Annotated in this window: 15 protein-coding genes; 13 read left to right on the top strand and 2 right to left on the bottom strand. The window is 39.3% G+C overall.

Translation table 11 applies throughout. The features are described 5' to 3' along the window. The first annotated feature begins 32 nt into the window (after nucleotides 1-32). From ADM50_RS06800 to ADM50_RS06745, 12 genes are all read left to right on the top strand, one after another. The gene (locus tag ADM50_RS06800) at nucleotides 33-1,850 is read left to right on the top strand and encodes a hypothetical protein (protein ID WP_045591788.1); all 1,818 of its coding nucleotides are present in this window, start codon (nucleotides 33-35) and stop codon (nucleotides 1,848-1,850) included. Beyond that, entirely contained in the window at nucleotides 1,843-2,694 is an 852-nt protein-coding gene (locus ADM50_RS06795) for a DNA adenine methylase (RefSeq protein WP_000368590.1), read from the top strand. Before ADM50_RS06800 ends, ADM50_RS06795 begins: the two co-directional genes overlap by 8 nt. Before the next feature lie 460 nt (nucleotides 2,695-3,154). Next, nucleotides 3,155-3,745, top strand: coding sequence for a DNA-directed RNA polymerase subunit delta (gene rpoE, locus ADM50_RS06790; protein WP_049485010.1), 591 nt, complete (start codon nucleotides 3,155-3,157; stop codon nucleotides 3,743-3,745). Between the two features lie 331 nt (nucleotides 3,746-4,076). After that, complete coding sequence (locus ADM50_RS06785; protein ID WP_049485009.1) at nucleotides 4,077-5,684, top strand: CTP synthase; 1,608 nt, start codon at nucleotides 4,077-4,079, stop codon at nucleotides 5,682-5,684. 174 nt (nucleotides 5,685-5,858) lie between these two features. After that, complete coding sequence (locus ADM50_RS06780) at nucleotides 5,859-6,158, top strand: DUF4651 domain-containing protein (RefSeq protein WP_045591780.1); 300 nt, start codon at nucleotides 5,859-5,861, stop codon at nucleotides 6,156-6,158. Further along, a complete protein-coding gene (locus tag ADM50_RS06775) occupies nucleotides 6,155-6,472 on the top strand; it encodes a thioredoxin family protein (protein WP_045591779.1) in 318 nt (105 codons plus the stop codon). The genes ADM50_RS06780 and ADM50_RS06775 overlap by 4 nt, the downstream gene beginning before the upstream one ends. Nucleotides 6,473-6,487: 15 nt before the next feature. Then, nucleotides 6,488-7,114, top strand: coding sequence for a YtpR family tRNA-binding protein (gene ytpR, locus ADM50_RS06770; protein WP_049485008.1), 627 nt, complete (start codon nucleotides 6,488-6,490; stop codon nucleotides 7,112-7,114). 41 nt (nucleotides 7,115-7,155) lie between these two features. Further along, the gene (locus ADM50_RS06765; protein WP_045591774.1) at nucleotides 7,156-7,917 is read left to right on the top strand and encodes an SDR family NAD(P)-dependent oxidoreductase; all 762 of its coding nucleotides are present in this window, start codon (nucleotides 7,156-7,158) and stop codon (nucleotides 7,915-7,917) included. A gap of 76 nt (nucleotides 7,918-7,993) precedes the next feature. Then, nucleotides 7,994-8,389 carry a single-stranded DNA-binding protein gene (locus ADM50_RS06760; protein WP_045591772.1) on the top strand — a complete coding sequence of 132 codons (396 nt, stop codon included), beginning with the start codon at nucleotides 7,994-7,996 and terminating at the stop codon, nucleotides 8,387-8,389. 156 nt (nucleotides 8,390-8,545) lie between these two features. Beyond that, nucleotides 8,546-8,830, top strand: coding sequence for a co-chaperone GroES (gene groES, locus ADM50_RS06755; RefSeq protein WP_045591770.1), 285 nt, complete (start codon nucleotides 8,546-8,548; stop codon nucleotides 8,828-8,830). A gap of 15 nt (nucleotides 8,831-8,845) precedes the next feature. After that, the gene (gene groL / locus ADM50_RS06750; protein WP_000031557.1) at nucleotides 8,846-10,468 is read left to right on the top strand and encodes a chaperonin GroEL; all 1,623 of its coding nucleotides are present in this window, start codon (nucleotides 8,846-8,848) and stop codon (nucleotides 10,466-10,468) included. Between the two features lie 124 nt (nucleotides 10,469-10,592). Beyond that, a complete protein-coding gene (locus ADM50_RS06745; RefSeq protein WP_000567555.1) occupies nucleotides 10,593-11,360 on the top strand; it encodes an epoxyqueuosine reductase QueH in 768 nt (255 codons plus the stop codon). 70 nt (nucleotides 11,361-11,430) lie between these two features. Here the strand turns inward: ADM50_RS06745 and ntdP are convergent, their stop codons facing one another. Next, a complete protein-coding gene (gene ntdP / locus ADM50_RS06740; protein WP_000775318.1) occupies nucleotides 11,431-11,964 on the bottom strand; it encodes a nucleoside tri-diphosphate phosphatase in 534 nt (177 codons plus the stop codon). An 88-nt stretch (nucleotides 11,965-12,052) separates the two neighbouring features. Beyond that, nucleotides 12,053-12,829, bottom strand: a complete 777-nt coding sequence (gene recX, locus ADM50_RS06735) for a recombination regulator RecX (RefSeq protein WP_049485007.1) — start codon at nucleotides 12,827-12,829, stop codon at nucleotides 12,053-12,055. A 37-nt stretch (nucleotides 12,830-12,866) separates the two neighbouring features. On the opposite strand from recX, the gene rlmD reads away from it, so the two are divergent. Then, entirely contained in the window at nucleotides 12,867-14,237 is a 1,371-nt protein-coding gene (rlmD, locus tag ADM50_RS06730) for a 23S rRNA (uracil(1939)-C(5))-methyltransferase RlmD (RefSeq protein WP_049485006.1), read from the top strand. The last annotated feature ends 53 nt before the right edge of the window (nucleotides 14,238-14,290 follow it).

Here is a 14,290-nt window from a genome sequence, read left to right as displayed (position 1 = left end):
TTATAAATGTAGCAGTTGTGAAAGGAATATATATGTTTGATACTGTAGTTTTAAATCCTTTAGAAATTAATTTAGATTTTAATAACCCTAGATTTTCAATGTTTGATTTTAATACTGAAGAAGAAATAGTCAAATATTTGGTTGAATTTGAGCAGATTAAAGAACTTGCATTTCAAATTGGAGAAAACGGGTATAACACAATAGGTGAACGTATTATCGTTTTAAAAAGCAGAAATGCTGGAAAGATTAATTATACTGTATTAGAAGGTAATCGAAGAATTGCTTCGCTGAAACTTTTGTTTCAGTATTCATCTCTATTAACAAGTTCAGAAAGAAATAAACTTAAACAATTAAATCTGAATCTAAGTGATTTTGAAGTTAGTTGTGATGTAGTAAAAGAAGATACTAGAGACGAAGCGCTTTTTAAAATTAGTGCAAAACATGTTGATGGGATTAAGACATGGAGTGCGACTGATAAAAGGGTATTTTACCATAATCTTTATACCCAATATAGGGAAAAGGGATTATCAAGTGATGAAGCTTTAGATAATATTAAAAATATTACTCCAGAAGGAAAAGTTGCGATAAGAAATGCTATACAACAACTAAATTATTTAACTTCAGTTTATAATGCAGCCAAAATTTATAAGTCTGATTTGGAAAAGTTAACGCATTTAGATACAGATGTTCTTGTGTCGAGAGTTTCAAGACCATTGATTAAAGAGTTAAAACTTGAGTTTAATGATGATTTTCAAGTTGTAGCAAAAAATGAAAAAGTCTATCATGAAATATTAGGATTATTAGGTAAAGCAGTTTGGATTGATAAAAAATTAGATACACGGGTATTTAGTGTACAAGGACAATGGAATGAAATTGTCAAAAGTGACAAAGTAATACCAGGTTTAGCTGACAAAATTAAGGAATATAAAGAATCTGAAAAAATCAACGGTTCTAATGAAGAGTCATTAAAAAATACTCCTATAAGTAATGATACAAAAACTACTGAAGATAGTGTGGGAGATAATAAAGAGACTCCTAACTTACCAACAAATGATACGCGTGAGAATACTACGAATAATAATGACACACAAAATCAAGAAACAAAATATAAATTCTTTGTTCCAAAGCAATCAGTTACTATACAACGAGAAAATTATGATTTAGCTGATGATATTGAATTGCGAGATGATAAAAATAATAAAGTTTCAAGACAAAGTTCAGAATATTCTAGGCTTTTAATTAGTTGTAATCATCAAAATATCGTAATTACAGATAATATTATAGAGTCTATTTCTGAAAACGGGACGTACACTATCGATGTTAAATATAATGGACAAACTAAACATTTTCCAATATGTTTAAATATAGCGATTAATAATCAGCAACAGGAATATCAAGTTTTATTTAACCAACGGTGGTATGATGAGTCTTTATCAAAGTTATCAGCTAATCCCAAGTATTTTAAAATTTGTGGAGTGATAAGAAACTTACAAAAATACAACTCTTTATCACATAGTAACGACGAATATATCATAATTGCATTTTTACTTCGTGCGTTAATTGAATATACTACTAAAGCTTACATAGACTTATTCTCAGTTAAGAAGCCTGCTGATAATTTATCCTCCCTTATTACCACAGTTAAAGGACATTTATCTGATAAAGGGTTATTAAATAAAGAGGAAGTAAAGGCGTTAAAAAATACTAATGATATAGAAACATTAAATGGTTTAATTCATGATTACAGGACCACTATAAGTTCCATTGATATTAAAACCACTTGCAGTAAGTATCAAAATTTTTTCTCTATTGTATTTAATAGATTGTATGAAGGAGTGAATAATGGATAATTTTAGCCCGCTACGCTATCCTGGGGGAAAAAATAAAACTTATCAGTATGTTAAATATTTGGTAGAGAATAACAATATTGATACTTATATAGAGCCGTTTTGTGGTGGGGCTGCAGTAGCATTAAAATTGTTGCTTAATAATGACGTAAAAAAAATAATGTTAAATGATTTTGATAAATCCATTTATGCAATGTGGTTTTCAATTTTACATAATACTGATTCTTTTATAAAAAAAGTAAAAGAGGCAGTATTTACGATTGAAGAATGGGATAAGCAGCAAGATATTCAAAGAAACAAAGAAAATGTCGACTTACTTACATTAGGTTTCTCTACATTTTATCTAAATAGAACTAATCGATCAGGAATTATTCAAGCTGGTCCCATAGGTGGCAGAGCCCAAATGGGAAATTATAAAATGGATTGCAGATATAATACAGAAGTATTGATAAATAAGATTGAATTAATTGCTAAAAATAAGAGTAGAATCAATTTGTATAATATAGATGCTATTGAATTTATTAAAAATAATATTAATCGTACAAAACGGTCTCTGACTTTTTTTGACCCACCATATTATGTTAAGGGAAAACAATTGTACACGAATTTTTATGAACACATAGATCATTTAGAATTACGAGACACTATTGACAAATATATGAGTAAACATAAATGGGTTCTTACATATGATTTTCACGAGGAAATCCAAAATATGTACTCAAAATTTGAGCATTTCCCTTATATGTTAAACTACAGTGCGGGTAATTCAAAAAAAGGAATAGAATATATATTTTTTAGTGAAGAATTATCATCAGCTAAAATCAACGAGTATTTACACATTTTGTAAACAACATCTTAAGATAAGATTAGCTAGTTCAATTAATAACTGATGATTTTTTAGATTTCGAAATTTGTAAGCTAGCAATAGAGTAAAGGGAATTTTTTATAATTTCTAAGGAACTATTCAATCGATTTGCATTTGATTAAAATGATACACTGGAATGGTTAGTCAACATTTTAGAAAGCAGCTTACTACATAACAAATCCTCTAAGTTCGAACCGTCCTGAGAAGTAAAACATTGTAGCTTAATTTTCATATATAACCGTATCGAATTCATATGACTTGACACCGAAAAACCACCACACGATGCCATTGGCTGGGTAGCAAAGAAATAAAAAGTCCTGTCACTTTCTCCCATTTAACCTTTGACTATTCCGCAAAATTATCGTACAATAAAGAGTACATGATAAAATGAGGTCAGAGTCTGTTCACTCTGGCGATAGTAGTAAAAATGAGGAGAAACGCTTTGGAATTAGAAGTATTTGCTGGGCAAGAAAAAAGTGAACTATCTATGATTGAGGTAGCGCGTGCTATCTTGGAACTTCGTGGTCGCGACCATGAGATGCATTTTAGCGATCTTGTAAATGAAATTCAAAACTACCTTGGGACATCAAACAGCGATATCCGCGAAGCCTTGCCTTTGTTCTACACAGAGTTGAACTTTGACGGTAGCTTCATTTCACTTGGAGACAACAAATGGGGTCTTCGTTCATGGTATGGTGTGGACGAAATCGATGAAGAAATCATCGCTCTTGAAGAAAGTGACGACGAAGAAGTAGTACCAAAAGCTAAGAAGCAGCGTGTCAATGCCTTCATGGATGGGGATTCAGATGCTATTGACTACAATGCAGATGATCCAGAAGACGAAGACGCATACGAAGCAGACCCAGCTCTTTCATATGATGATGAAAATCCAGATGATGAGAAAAATGAAGTGGAAGCTTACGATGCGGAAATCAACGAAATCGCCCCTGATGACTTGGGTGAAGACGTGGATCTCAACGAAGAAGACGACGAGTTTTCTGACGATGATGCTGAAACGAGTGAAGAACAGTAAAATGCCTTTAAAAGGAGATCGCCTGATCTCCTTTTTTGTCGCTTGGGTAGAGTAGTTAAGTGAGTCTTCCGTTGGGTTGTAGATCTTTAGTTGGTTTTCTGAAAGCAATCTTCTTATTTTCAGGTTTTACCGATTCGGATTGACAAATGTTCTGCTTTGAGGTATTATATTGTTCGGGCACCTCTTTTAGAGGTCGGGGCTCCCTAGTTACTAGGGAGCTGTTTTTGTTTTTTCAGGAAGTTTTTCTTGAAAAGTCGTTATCCATAAAGGTCTTGTTCTCTATCTCCCCTTGTAGCTAACAAGACCTTGAGCATTTTAGAAAGAGGATTCTATGTCTACGAAATATATTTTTGTAACTGGTGGTGTGGTATCGTCTATTGGGAAAGGGATTGTGGCAGCAAGTCTGGGCCGTCTTTTGAAAAATCGTGGTCTCAAAGTAACGATTCAAAAGTTTGACCCTTATATCAATATCGATCCGGGAACCATGAGTCCTTATCAGCACGGGGAAGTCTTTGTGACAGATGATGGGGCTGAGACCGATTTGGACTTGGGTCACTATGAACGTTTCATCGATATCAATCTCAACAAATATTCCAACGTGACAACTGGGAAAATTTACAGTGAAGTTCTTCGTAAGGAACGCCGTGGAGAATACCTTGGGGCAACTGTTCAGGTTATTCCTCATATCACAGATGCTTTGAAAGAAAAAATCAAGCGTGCCGCTCTAACGACTGATTCTGATGTCATTATTACAGAGGTGGGTGGAACAGTAGGAGATATCGAGTCCTTGCCATTCTTAGAGGCCCTTCGTCAGATGAAGGCAGATGTGGGGGCGGATAATGTTATGTACATCCATACAACCTTGCTTCCTTACCTCAAGGCTGCTGGTGAAATGAAGACCAAACCAACTCAACACTCTGTAAAAGAATTGCGTGGATTGGGAATCCAGCCAAATATGTTGGTTATTCGTACAGAAAAACCAGCTGGTCAAGGAATTAAAAATAAACTAGCTCAGTTCTGTGACGTAGCACCAGAAGCTGTCATCGAATCATTGGATGTTGAACATCTTTACCAAATTCCATTGAATTTGCAGGCACAAGGTATGGACCAAATTGTTTGTGACCACTTGAAATTAGATGCACCAGCAGCGGATATGACAGAGTGGTCAGCCATGGTGGATAAGGTCATGAACCTCAAGAAACAGGTCAAGATTTCCCTCGTTGGTAAGTATGTGGAGTTGCAAGATGCCTACATCTCTGTGGTCGAAGCCTTGAAACACTCTGGGTATGCCAACGACGCAGAAGTGAAGATTAATTGGATCAATGCCAATGATGTGACAGCAGAGAATGTGGCGGAGCTCTTGTCGGATGCGGACGGAATCATCGTACCAGGAGGTTTTGGTCAACGTGGTACAGAAGGAAAAATCCAAGCCATCCGCTATGCGCGTGAGAATGACGTTCCAATGTTGGGAGTCTGTTTGGGAATGCAGTTGACTTGTATCGAGTTTGCTCGTCACGTTTTAGGGCTTGAAGGTGCCAATTCTGCAGAGCTTGCACCAGATACAAAATACCCTATCATTGATATCATGCGTGACAAGGTTGATGTTGAGGATATGGGGGGAACCCTTCGTTTGGGACTTTATCCATCTAAGTTGAAACGTGGCTCTAAGGCAGCAGCTGCTTATCATGATCAAGAAGTGGTGCAACGCCGTCACCGTCACCGTTATGAGTTTAACAACGCCTTCCGTGAGCAGTTTGAGGCAGCAGGTTTTGTCTTCTCAGGTGTTTCTCCAGACAATCGTTTGGTCGAAATTGTGGAAATTCCTGAAAATAAATTCTTTGTGGCTTGTCAGTATCACCCTGAACTTTCCAGCCGCCCAAACCGTCCAGAGGAACTCTACACTGCCTTTGTTACTGCAGCAGTTGAGAACAGCAATTAGCAAAATCAGAACCTTTGAGAACAATCTCAGAGGTTTTTAATCCATTCAGGAAAATCTTGCTAACTCAGATGCTTGTCGATAAGAATCAGAAGTTCACTTTCCTCACCGAGGGAAGTGATTTTCCTTGCTCATATACTGCTTCCCCATTTGTCCTAGAGCCCTTTTTGTGTTACAATGAATGGTATGAAAGCTAAGAAATTATGGATGACTGGCTTGACAGTGGCTGGTCTAAGTGCCCTCGCTTTGGGTGCCAAAAAAGCAGCAGATAACCACAAACTTATGAAGAATCAAGAAGAGTTGACCGCTATTGTGCGCGAACTTTTCTCAGATATGGGTGAGATTGCGACTCTCTATGTTCAAGTCTACGAAAGCAGTCTAGAGCGACTCGTCGGAGGAGTCATTTTCGAGGATGGCCGTCACTATACCTTTGTCTATGAAAATGAAGACCTAGTCTATGAGGAGGAAGTCTTATGATACAACCAGCAAGTTTAGAAGAATTGGCATCTTTAGTAGAAAAAGATGGCAAGAAGGTTTTCCTTTTTGTGGCGGACTGGTGTGGCGATTGTCGTTATATCTATCCATCCTTGCCAGAGATTGAGGAGACCAATCCAGAATTCACCTTTATTCGCGTGGACCGAGACCAGTATATGGATTTAGCTAAACTCTGGGATGTTTACGGAATTCCTAGCCTTGTTGTACTAGAAAAGGACAAGGAAATCGGCCGTTTTGTCAATCGTGACCGTAAAAGCAAGGAAGAAATTAACGACTTTTTAGCAGGACTGAAATAGGAGAAAAAGGAAACAATGATTTTTACATATAACAAAGAACATGTCGGCGATGTCCTTATGGTCATCGTGAAAAATAGCGGAGATGCCAAACTGGACGTGGAGCGCAAAGGCAAAGTAGCTCGTGTTTTCCTCAAAGAAAATGGAGAAACAGTAGCGTGGAATATTTTCGAAGTTTCAAGTTTGTTTGAAATTGCAGAGCGTGGTCAAGTCTTTTTATCAGATGAGCAAGTCGCTCGTTTGAACCAAGAATTGCAGGCGGAAGGCTTTGTGGAAGAAATTGTCAATGACAAAGAACCTAAGTTTGTTGTCGGTGAAATTGTCGAGATGGTAGCTCATCCGGATAGTGACCACCTCAATATCTGCCAAGTAGCAGTCGCAAGTGATAAGACTGTGCAAATCGTTGCAGGTGCTCCTAATGCGCGTGTCGGTTTGAAAACCATTGTAGCTCTTCCTGGAGCGATGATGCCAAAAGGAAATCTCATTTTCCCAGGCGAACTTCGCGGTGAAAAGAGTTTTGGCATGATGTGCAGTCCTCGTGAGTTGCATTTGCCAAATGCTCCGCAAAAACGTGGGGTTATTGAATTATCAGAAGACCAAGTTATCGGAACACCATTCGACCCAGCCAAGCACTGGACTGCCTAGGAAATTGTCAGCATTTGATAGACCAGATAGAAGGAAATAAGATGGCAAAAAATGTAGTGATTACGGGAGCGACCTCAGGAATCGGTGAAGCGATTGCGCGTGCTTATCTAGAGCAGGGGGAGAATGTCGTTCTAACAGGGCGACGGACAGACAGACTAGAGACTCTCAAGTCAGAGTTTGCAGAAACTTTTCCTAATCAAACAGTTTGTACCTTTCCACTGGATGTCACGGATATGACCATGGTCAAGACTGTCTGCTCCGATATTTTGGAAACGATAGGGCAGATTGATATCTTGGTCAATAACGCTGGACTAGCTCTTGGCTTGGCTCCCTATCAAGACTATGAAGAGCTGGATATGCTGACTATGCTAGATACCAATGTCAAAGGTTTGATGGCAGTCACTCGTTCTTTCTTGCCAGCAATGGCAAAAGCCAATCAAGGACATATCATCAACATGGGGTCAACTGCAGGAATTTACGCCTACGCTGGTGCAGCGGTCTACTCAGCCACCAAGGCTGCTGTCAAGACTTTTTCAGATGGGCTTCGAATTGATACGATCGCAACGGACATCAAGGTGACAACTATTCAACCGGGGATTGTCGAAACAGATTTTTCTACAGTACGTTTTCATGGTGACAAAGAGCGAGCTGAGGCGGTCTATCAGGGAATAGAAGCCTTGCAAGCTCAGGATATTGCAGATACAGTGGTCTATGTGACCAGTCAGCCTCGTCGTGTGCAGATTACAGATATGACCATTATGGCCAATCAACAAGCGACAGGTTTTATGGTTCATAAAAAATAAAAAATTTTCTCGAAAAGTTACAAATTTCTGTAACTTTTTTGATTTCCTACGAATAGATAAGTAGGAGGAAGAAAATATGTATAATAAAGTTATCATGATTGGGCGTTTGACGTCTACGCCAGAATTGCACAAGACCAACAATGACAAGTCAGTAGCGCGAGCAACTATCGCTGTGAACCGTCGTTACAAAGACCAAAATGGCGAACGCGAAGCTGACTTTGTCAATCTGGTTCTTTGGGGAAAAATGGCTGAAACCTTGGCAAGCTACGCAACTAAAGGTAGTCTTATCTCTGTGGATGGAGAACTTCGTACCCGTCGATTTGAGAAAAATGGCCAGATGAACTACGTGACCGAAGTTCTCGTGACAGGATTCCAACTCTTGGAAAGTCGTGCCCAACGTGCCATGCGTGAAAATAATGCAGGACAGGATTTGGCGGACTTGGTTTTGGAAGAGGAAGAATTACCATTTTAAGCATAGAAAAGCCTGAGTCAATCTTAGGCTTTTTTATCTTGAGAAAGTCAGACTTTTTTCTTGACTATTTCTGACCAAGTGATACAATAGAACTATAAATTAGCACTCAGATATAAAGAGTGCTAATAATATGTATCTCATCATGGAGGAAAACAGATGTTGAAACCATTAGGAGACCGTGTGGTCTTGAAAATCGAAGAAAAAGAACAAACTGTTGGAGGCTTTGTCCTTGCAGGCTCAGCCCAAGAAAAAACCAAAACAGCCCAAGTTGTAGCTACTGGACAAGGTGTTCGTACCTTGAATGGTGACTTGGTTGTTCCGAGCGTTAAGGCTGGGGACCGTGTCTTAGTTGAAGCCCACGCTGGTATTGATGTCAAAGATGGAGATGAAACGTACATCATCGTTGGCGAAGCCAACATCTTGGCAATCATTGAAGAATAGAAGGAGAAAGTAAGTATGTCAAAAGAAATTAAATTTTCATCTGATGCTCGTTCAGCTATGGTTCGTGGTGTCGATATTCTTGCAGATACTGTTAAAGTAACCTTGGGACCAAAAGGTCGTAACGTTGTGTTGGAAAAATCATTTGGTTCACCATTGATTACCAATGACGGTGTGACTATTGCCAAAGAAATCGAGTTGGAAGACCATTTTGAAAATATGGGTGCCAAATTGGTATCAGAAGTGGCTTCAAAGACCAACGATATCGCAGGTGACGGAACGACAACTGCAACTGTTTTGACTCAAGCTATCGTACGTGAAGGAATTAAAAACGTCACTGCAGGTGCCAACCCAATCGGCATTCGTCGTGGGATCGAAGCAGCGGTTGCCGCAGCTGTAGAAGCCTTGAAAAACAATGCCATTCCAGTTGCTAATAAAGAAGCCATTGCTCAGGTTGCTGCCGTATCCTCTCGTTCTGAAAAAGTCGGTGAATACATTTCTGAAGCTATGGAAAAAGTTGGTAAAGACGGTGTCATTACTATCGAAGAGTCACGTGGTATGGAAACAGAGCTCGAAGTCGTGGAAGGAATGCAGTTTGACCGCGGTTACCTATCACAGTACATGGTGACAGATAGTGAAAAAATGGTGGCTGATCTTGAAAATCCATACATTTTGATTACTGACAAGAAGATTTCCAATATTCAAGAAATCTTGCCACTTCTAGAAAGCATTCTCCAAAGCAATCGTCCACTCTTGATTATTGCGGATGATGTAGATGGTGAAGCTCTTCCGACTCTTGTATTGAACAAGATTCGTGGAACCTTCAATGTCGTAGCTGTCAAAGCACCTGGCTTTGGTGACCGTCGTAAGGCTATGTTAGAAGACATCGCTATCTTGACAGGCGGAACAGTCATCACAGAAGATCTTGGTCTTGAGTTGAAAGATGCTACTATTGAGGCGCTTGGTCAAGCAGCGAGAGTAACTGTGGACAAAGACAGCACTGTTATCGTAGAAGGTGCTGGAAATCCTGAAGCTATTTCTCACCGTGTTGCAGTTATCAAGTCTCAAATTGAAACTACAACTTCTGAATTTGACCGTGAAAAATTGCAAGAACGTTTGGCAAAATTGTCAGGTGGTGTCGCAGTTATCAAGGTCGGAGCTGCAACTGAAACTGAGTTGAAAGAAATGAAACTCCGCATTGAAGATGCCCTCAACGCTACTCGTGCAGCCGTGGAAGAAGGAATCGTTGCAGGTGGTGGAACTGCTCTTGCCAATGTCATTCCAGCCGTAGCTGATTTGGAATTGACAGGAGATGAAGCGACAGGACGCAATATTGTTCTCCGTGCCTTGGAAGAACCAGTTCGTCAAATCGCCCACAATGCAGGATTTGAAGGATCTATTGTCATCGATCGTTTGAAAAATGCGGAAGTTGGTACAGGCTTCAACGCAGCGACTGGCGAGTGGGTCAACATGATTGAAGAGGGAATCATTGACCCAGTTAAAGTGAGCCGTTCTGCCCTTCAAAATGCAGCCTCTGTAGCTAGCTTGATTTTAACAACAGAAGCAGTCGTAGCCAATAAACCAGAACCAGTAGCCCCAGCTCCAGCAATGGATCCAAGCATGATGGGCGGGATGATGTAAAAGCAACTTATAAAAAACACAAAAGGAGGGAAGAACATTCCCTCCTTTTAAGGTTTTCTCTTCTAAATAGATTTGAGCTCTCCTAACTTATATGATAAAATAAGACTATAAAAAGGAGAAGAACATGATCGATGTAGAAGAAATTCTGAGCAAGATGAATCTCAATCAGAAGATTAATTATGACCGTGTCATGCAGAAAATGGTTCAGGTTTGGGAGAAAAATGAGCAACGTCCAACTATTCTCATGCATGTTTGCTGTGCTCCTTGTAGTACCTACACCCTAGAGTACCTGACCAAGTACGCGGATGTGACCATCTATTTTGCCAATTCTAACATCCATCCCAAGGCAGAATACCACAAGCGAGCTTACGTCACCAAGAAATTTGTCAGTGATTTCAATGAGCGAACAGGCAATACAGTCCAGTACCTAGAAGCTCCCTATGAACCAAATGAATACCGGAAGTTAGTCAGAGGACTGGAAGAAGAACCCGAAGGTGGGGATCGTTGCAAGGTTTGTTTTGACTACCGTCTGGATAAAACAGCACAAGTAGCTATGGACTTGGGCTTTGACTACTTTGGTTCAGCTTTGACCATCAGTCCTCATAAGAATTCTCAAACCATCAACAGCATCGGAATTGATGTGCAAAAGATTTATACCACCCACTATCTCCCAAGTGATTTCAAGAAAAATCAAGGCTACAAGCGTTCGGTGGAGATGTGCGAGGAGTATGATATCTATCGTCAATGTTATTGTGGATGCGTCTATGCAGCTCAAGCCCAGAATATTGACCTGGTTCAGGTTAAGAAGGATGCCACAGCTTTCTTGTTGGATAAGGATGTTGAAAAAGACTATTCCCACATCAAGTTTACTGTCACTAAATTAGATATATAGCAATCAACCCAGCTGTAAAGCTGGGTTTTTAAAATAAAAAAACCAGGGCTCTCACCCCAGTTTGACAACTTTACCGATTCTTTAGTTCTATGTAGCGTTTGTACCAAATGTTGACATAGGCCTCTGAGAAAGGACCACGTCCATTGTTGATCCAATCAACAAGGATTTTAACATGCTCTTTCAAAATATAGTCTAAATCATCAGAATACTTCATTTTGCGTTTATGGCGCTCATACTCTTCAACGTCCAAGAGACGCTTTTCACCATCAGTGAAGACCTTGACATCCAAATCATAATCAATGTATTTCAGGGCTTCCTCATCTAGATAGTAGGGGCTGGCCATATTGCAATAGTAGGAAATCCCATTATCACGAATCATGGCAATGATATTAAACCAATATTTTTTGTGAAAGTAAACAATAGCCGGTTCTCGAGTCACCCAACGACGACCGTCACTTTCGGTAACAAGTGTGTGGTCGTTGACGCCAATAATAGCGTTCTCTGTTGTTTTTAGTACCATGGTGTCCCGCCAAGTACGGTGAAGACTCCCATCATGCTTATAACTTTGAATTGTAATAAAGTCGCCTTCTTTTGGAAGTTTCATAACTAACCAACTTTCTACAATTTATAAGTTTATCGTTTACTATTATATCATAAATCGGTCTAATTTTTTTGAATTTTACCTGAAAATGTTAAAGATATTCTCTGAGAGCGCTGGCTATATCCGAAAAATCATAGCCTTTTCGAGCTAAAACTTGGGTTAAACGCTGTTTTAGTTCGTAACTTTCATATTTGCGAGCGTATTTAGCATATTGTTTATCCAGTTCTTTAAAAATGAGCTCTTGAGTCGTTTCTTGGTCGACTTGACTATCCAAGTCATCAAAAGCATTTTTAGCATCAGAATAGGAGAAGCCTTTGTTCGTCAAGTTTTGAATGATCTTATCTTGCAAGGCACGAGCGGGAAGCTTTCCCGTGTATTTTTTAAGAAGTTTCTCCGCTACACGTTGAGCAACCTCTGAAAAATCAAAATCCTTTAAAACCTCTTCAATAGTTGATTTGTCAATTCCTTTTTGAGACAGTTTTTGAGCTAGCACATAAGGTCCCTTATCTCCAGAAAGTTGATTGGCATTGATGATAGAGTAGGCATACTGACGATCATTAATCCAGTTATCTTCTTTAAGATTAGCGATAACTTGACTAGTGATTGTTTCATCAAGATCATACTTTTTCAGATACTCGCGAACTTCCTTTTCGGTTCGAGCTTTAAATGATAGATGGTAGAGAGCGAGATTTTTACCATAAGAGAACTGGGCAAAGTCCTGAATCTCGGTAAGTTCCTCTTTACTAATGACCTTATCTCGAGATAGCATAAAACGGACAATGGTATCTTCCGTGATATAAGAGGTTTGCTGTCCATCTAACTCCATCAAGTAGAGGCGTTTTTTCTTTTCAAGTTTTGTGATTTTCATAGTTCTATTATACCTTAAAATGTGATAAGATAGGGGTATGAATCTGAAAGTCAAACAAAAAATACCTTTAAAAATCAAGCGGATGGGCATCAATGGTGAGGGAATCGGTTTCTATCAGAAAACCCTCGTTTTTGTGCCAGGCGCCCTCAAAGGAGAAGATATCTATTGTCAGATTACTTCTATTAAACGTAACTTTGTTGAAGCCAAATTACTAAAGGTTAATAAGAAGTCTAAATTTCGAGTCGTGCCAGCTTGTACGATTTATAATGAATGTGGTGGTTGCCAAATCATGCACCTCCACTACGATAAACAGTTAGAGTTCAAAACGGATCTGCTCCATCAAGCCCTGAAAAAATTTGCTCCTGCAGGATATGAAAACTATGAAATCCGTCCAACTATCGGAATGCAGGAACCAAAGTACTACCGTGCTAAGCTTCAATTTCAGACTCGGAAATTTAAAAATCAGGTCAAGGCAGGTTTGTATGCGCAAAACTCTCATTATCTCGTAGAGTTGAAAGACTGTTTGGTGCAAGATAAGGAAACCCAAGTGATTGCGAATCGCCTAGCTGAACTTCTTACTTACCACCAAATCCCCATCACCGATGAGAGAAAAACGCTAGGCGTTCGCACCATCATGGTACGCAAAGCAAGAAAAACGGGACAAGTCCAGATTATCATTGTCACAAATCGCCAGCTTAATTTAACCCAGCTAGTAAAAGACTTAGTTAAAGATTTTCCAGAAGTCGTCACAGTTGCAGTCAATACAAATACAGCGAAAACAAGTGAAATCTATGGTGAAAAGACGGAAATTATCTGGGGCCAAGAGAGTATTCAAGAAGGAGTACTCGACTATGAGTTTTCTCTCTCCCCTCGAGCTTTTTATCAGCTTAATCCTGAGCAGACAGAAATTCTCTATAGTGAAGCAGTTAAGGCTCTGGATGTCAGCAAAGAGGATCATCTGATCGATGCCTATTGCGGTGTTGGTACGATTGGATTTGCCTTCGCAAAGAAGGTCAAGAGTCTCAGAGGAATGGATATTATTCCGGAAGCTATTGAAGATGCCAAGCGAAATGCTAAGAAAATGGGATTTGACAATACCCATTATGAAGCGGGAACAGCTGAAGAGATTATTCCACGCTGGTATAAAGATGGCTACCGAGCGGATGCCTTGATAGTCGATCCTCCTCGTACAGGCTTAGATGATAAGCTACTGGATACCATTCTGACCTATGTTCCAGACAAAATGGTCTATGTATCCTGCAATGTTTCGACCTTGGCACGAGATTTGGTTAAACTGGTAAAAGTTTATGATCTCCAGTATATCCAGTCAGTCGATATGTTTCCCCACACTGCACGAACAGAAGCAGTAGTTAAGTTAGTGAAGAAAAGAAAAAATCAACTTCACTGAAAAAAGTCCTTGACAAAGTTTGAAAAGTAGGTATAATAGAAAGAGTTGAAAAG

It is taken from the genome of Streptococcus oralis (assembly GCF_001075675.1).
Taxonomy (GTDB): Bacteria; Bacillota; Bacilli; order Lactobacillales; family Streptococcaceae; genus Streptococcus; species Streptococcus oralis_V.
The sequence above is the reverse complement of the archived record's forward strand: the minus strand, read 5'-3'. Positions and strand labels throughout refer to the sequence as shown.

Excerpts from the sequence above, each read along its gene's own strand:
- ADM50_RS06800 (WP_045591788.1), top strand. The coding sequence starts at position 33 with ATGTTTGATACTGTAGTTTTAAATCCTTTAGAAATTAATTTAGATTTT.
- ADM50_RS06795 (WP_000368590.1), top strand. The coding sequence starts at position 1,843 with ATGGATAATTTTAGCCCGCTACGCTATCCTGGGGGAAAAAATAAAACT.
- ADM50_RS06785 (WP_049485009.1), top strand. The coding sequence starts at position 4,077 with ATGTCTACGAAATATATTTTTGTAACTGGTGGTGTGGTATCGTCTATT.
- ADM50_RS06780 (WP_045591780.1), top strand. The coding sequence starts at position 5,859 with ATGAATGGTATGAAAGCTAAGAAATTATGGATGACTGGCTTGACAGTG.
- ADM50_RS06775 (WP_045591779.1), top strand. The coding sequence starts at position 6,155 with ATGATACAACCAGCAAGTTTAGAAGAATTGGCATCTTTAGTAGAAAAA.
- ytpR (WP_049485008.1), top strand. The coding sequence starts at position 6,488 with ATGATTTTTACATATAACAAAGAACATGTCGGCGATGTCCTTATGGTC.
- ADM50_RS06765 (WP_045591774.1), top strand. The coding sequence starts at position 7,156 with ATGGCAAAAAATGTAGTGATTACGGGAGCGACCTCAGGAATCGGTGAA.
- ADM50_RS06760 (WP_045591772.1), top strand. The coding sequence starts at position 7,994 with ATGTATAATAAAGTTATCATGATTGGGCGTTTGACGTCTACGCCAGAA.
- groES (WP_045591770.1), top strand. The coding sequence starts at position 8,546 with ATGTTGAAACCATTAGGAGACCGTGTGGTCTTGAAAATCGAAGAAAAA.
- groL (WP_000031557.1), top strand. The coding sequence starts at position 8,846 with ATGTCAAAAGAAATTAAATTTTCATCTGATGCTCGTTCAGCTATGGTT.
- ADM50_RS06745 (WP_000567555.1), top strand. The coding sequence starts at position 10,593 with ATGATCGATGTAGAAGAAATTCTGAGCAAGATGAATCTCAATCAGAAG.
- ntdP (WP_000775318.1), bottom strand. The coding sequence starts at position 11,964 with ATGAAACTTCCAAAAGAAGGCGACTTTATTACAATTCAAAGTTATAAG.
- recX (WP_049485007.1), bottom strand. The coding sequence starts at position 12,829 with ATGAAAATCACAAAACTTGAAAAGAAAAAACGCCTCTACTTGATGGAG.
- rlmD (WP_049485006.1), top strand. The coding sequence starts at position 12,867 with ATGAATCTGAAAGTCAAACAAAAAATACCTTTAAAAATCAAGCGGATG.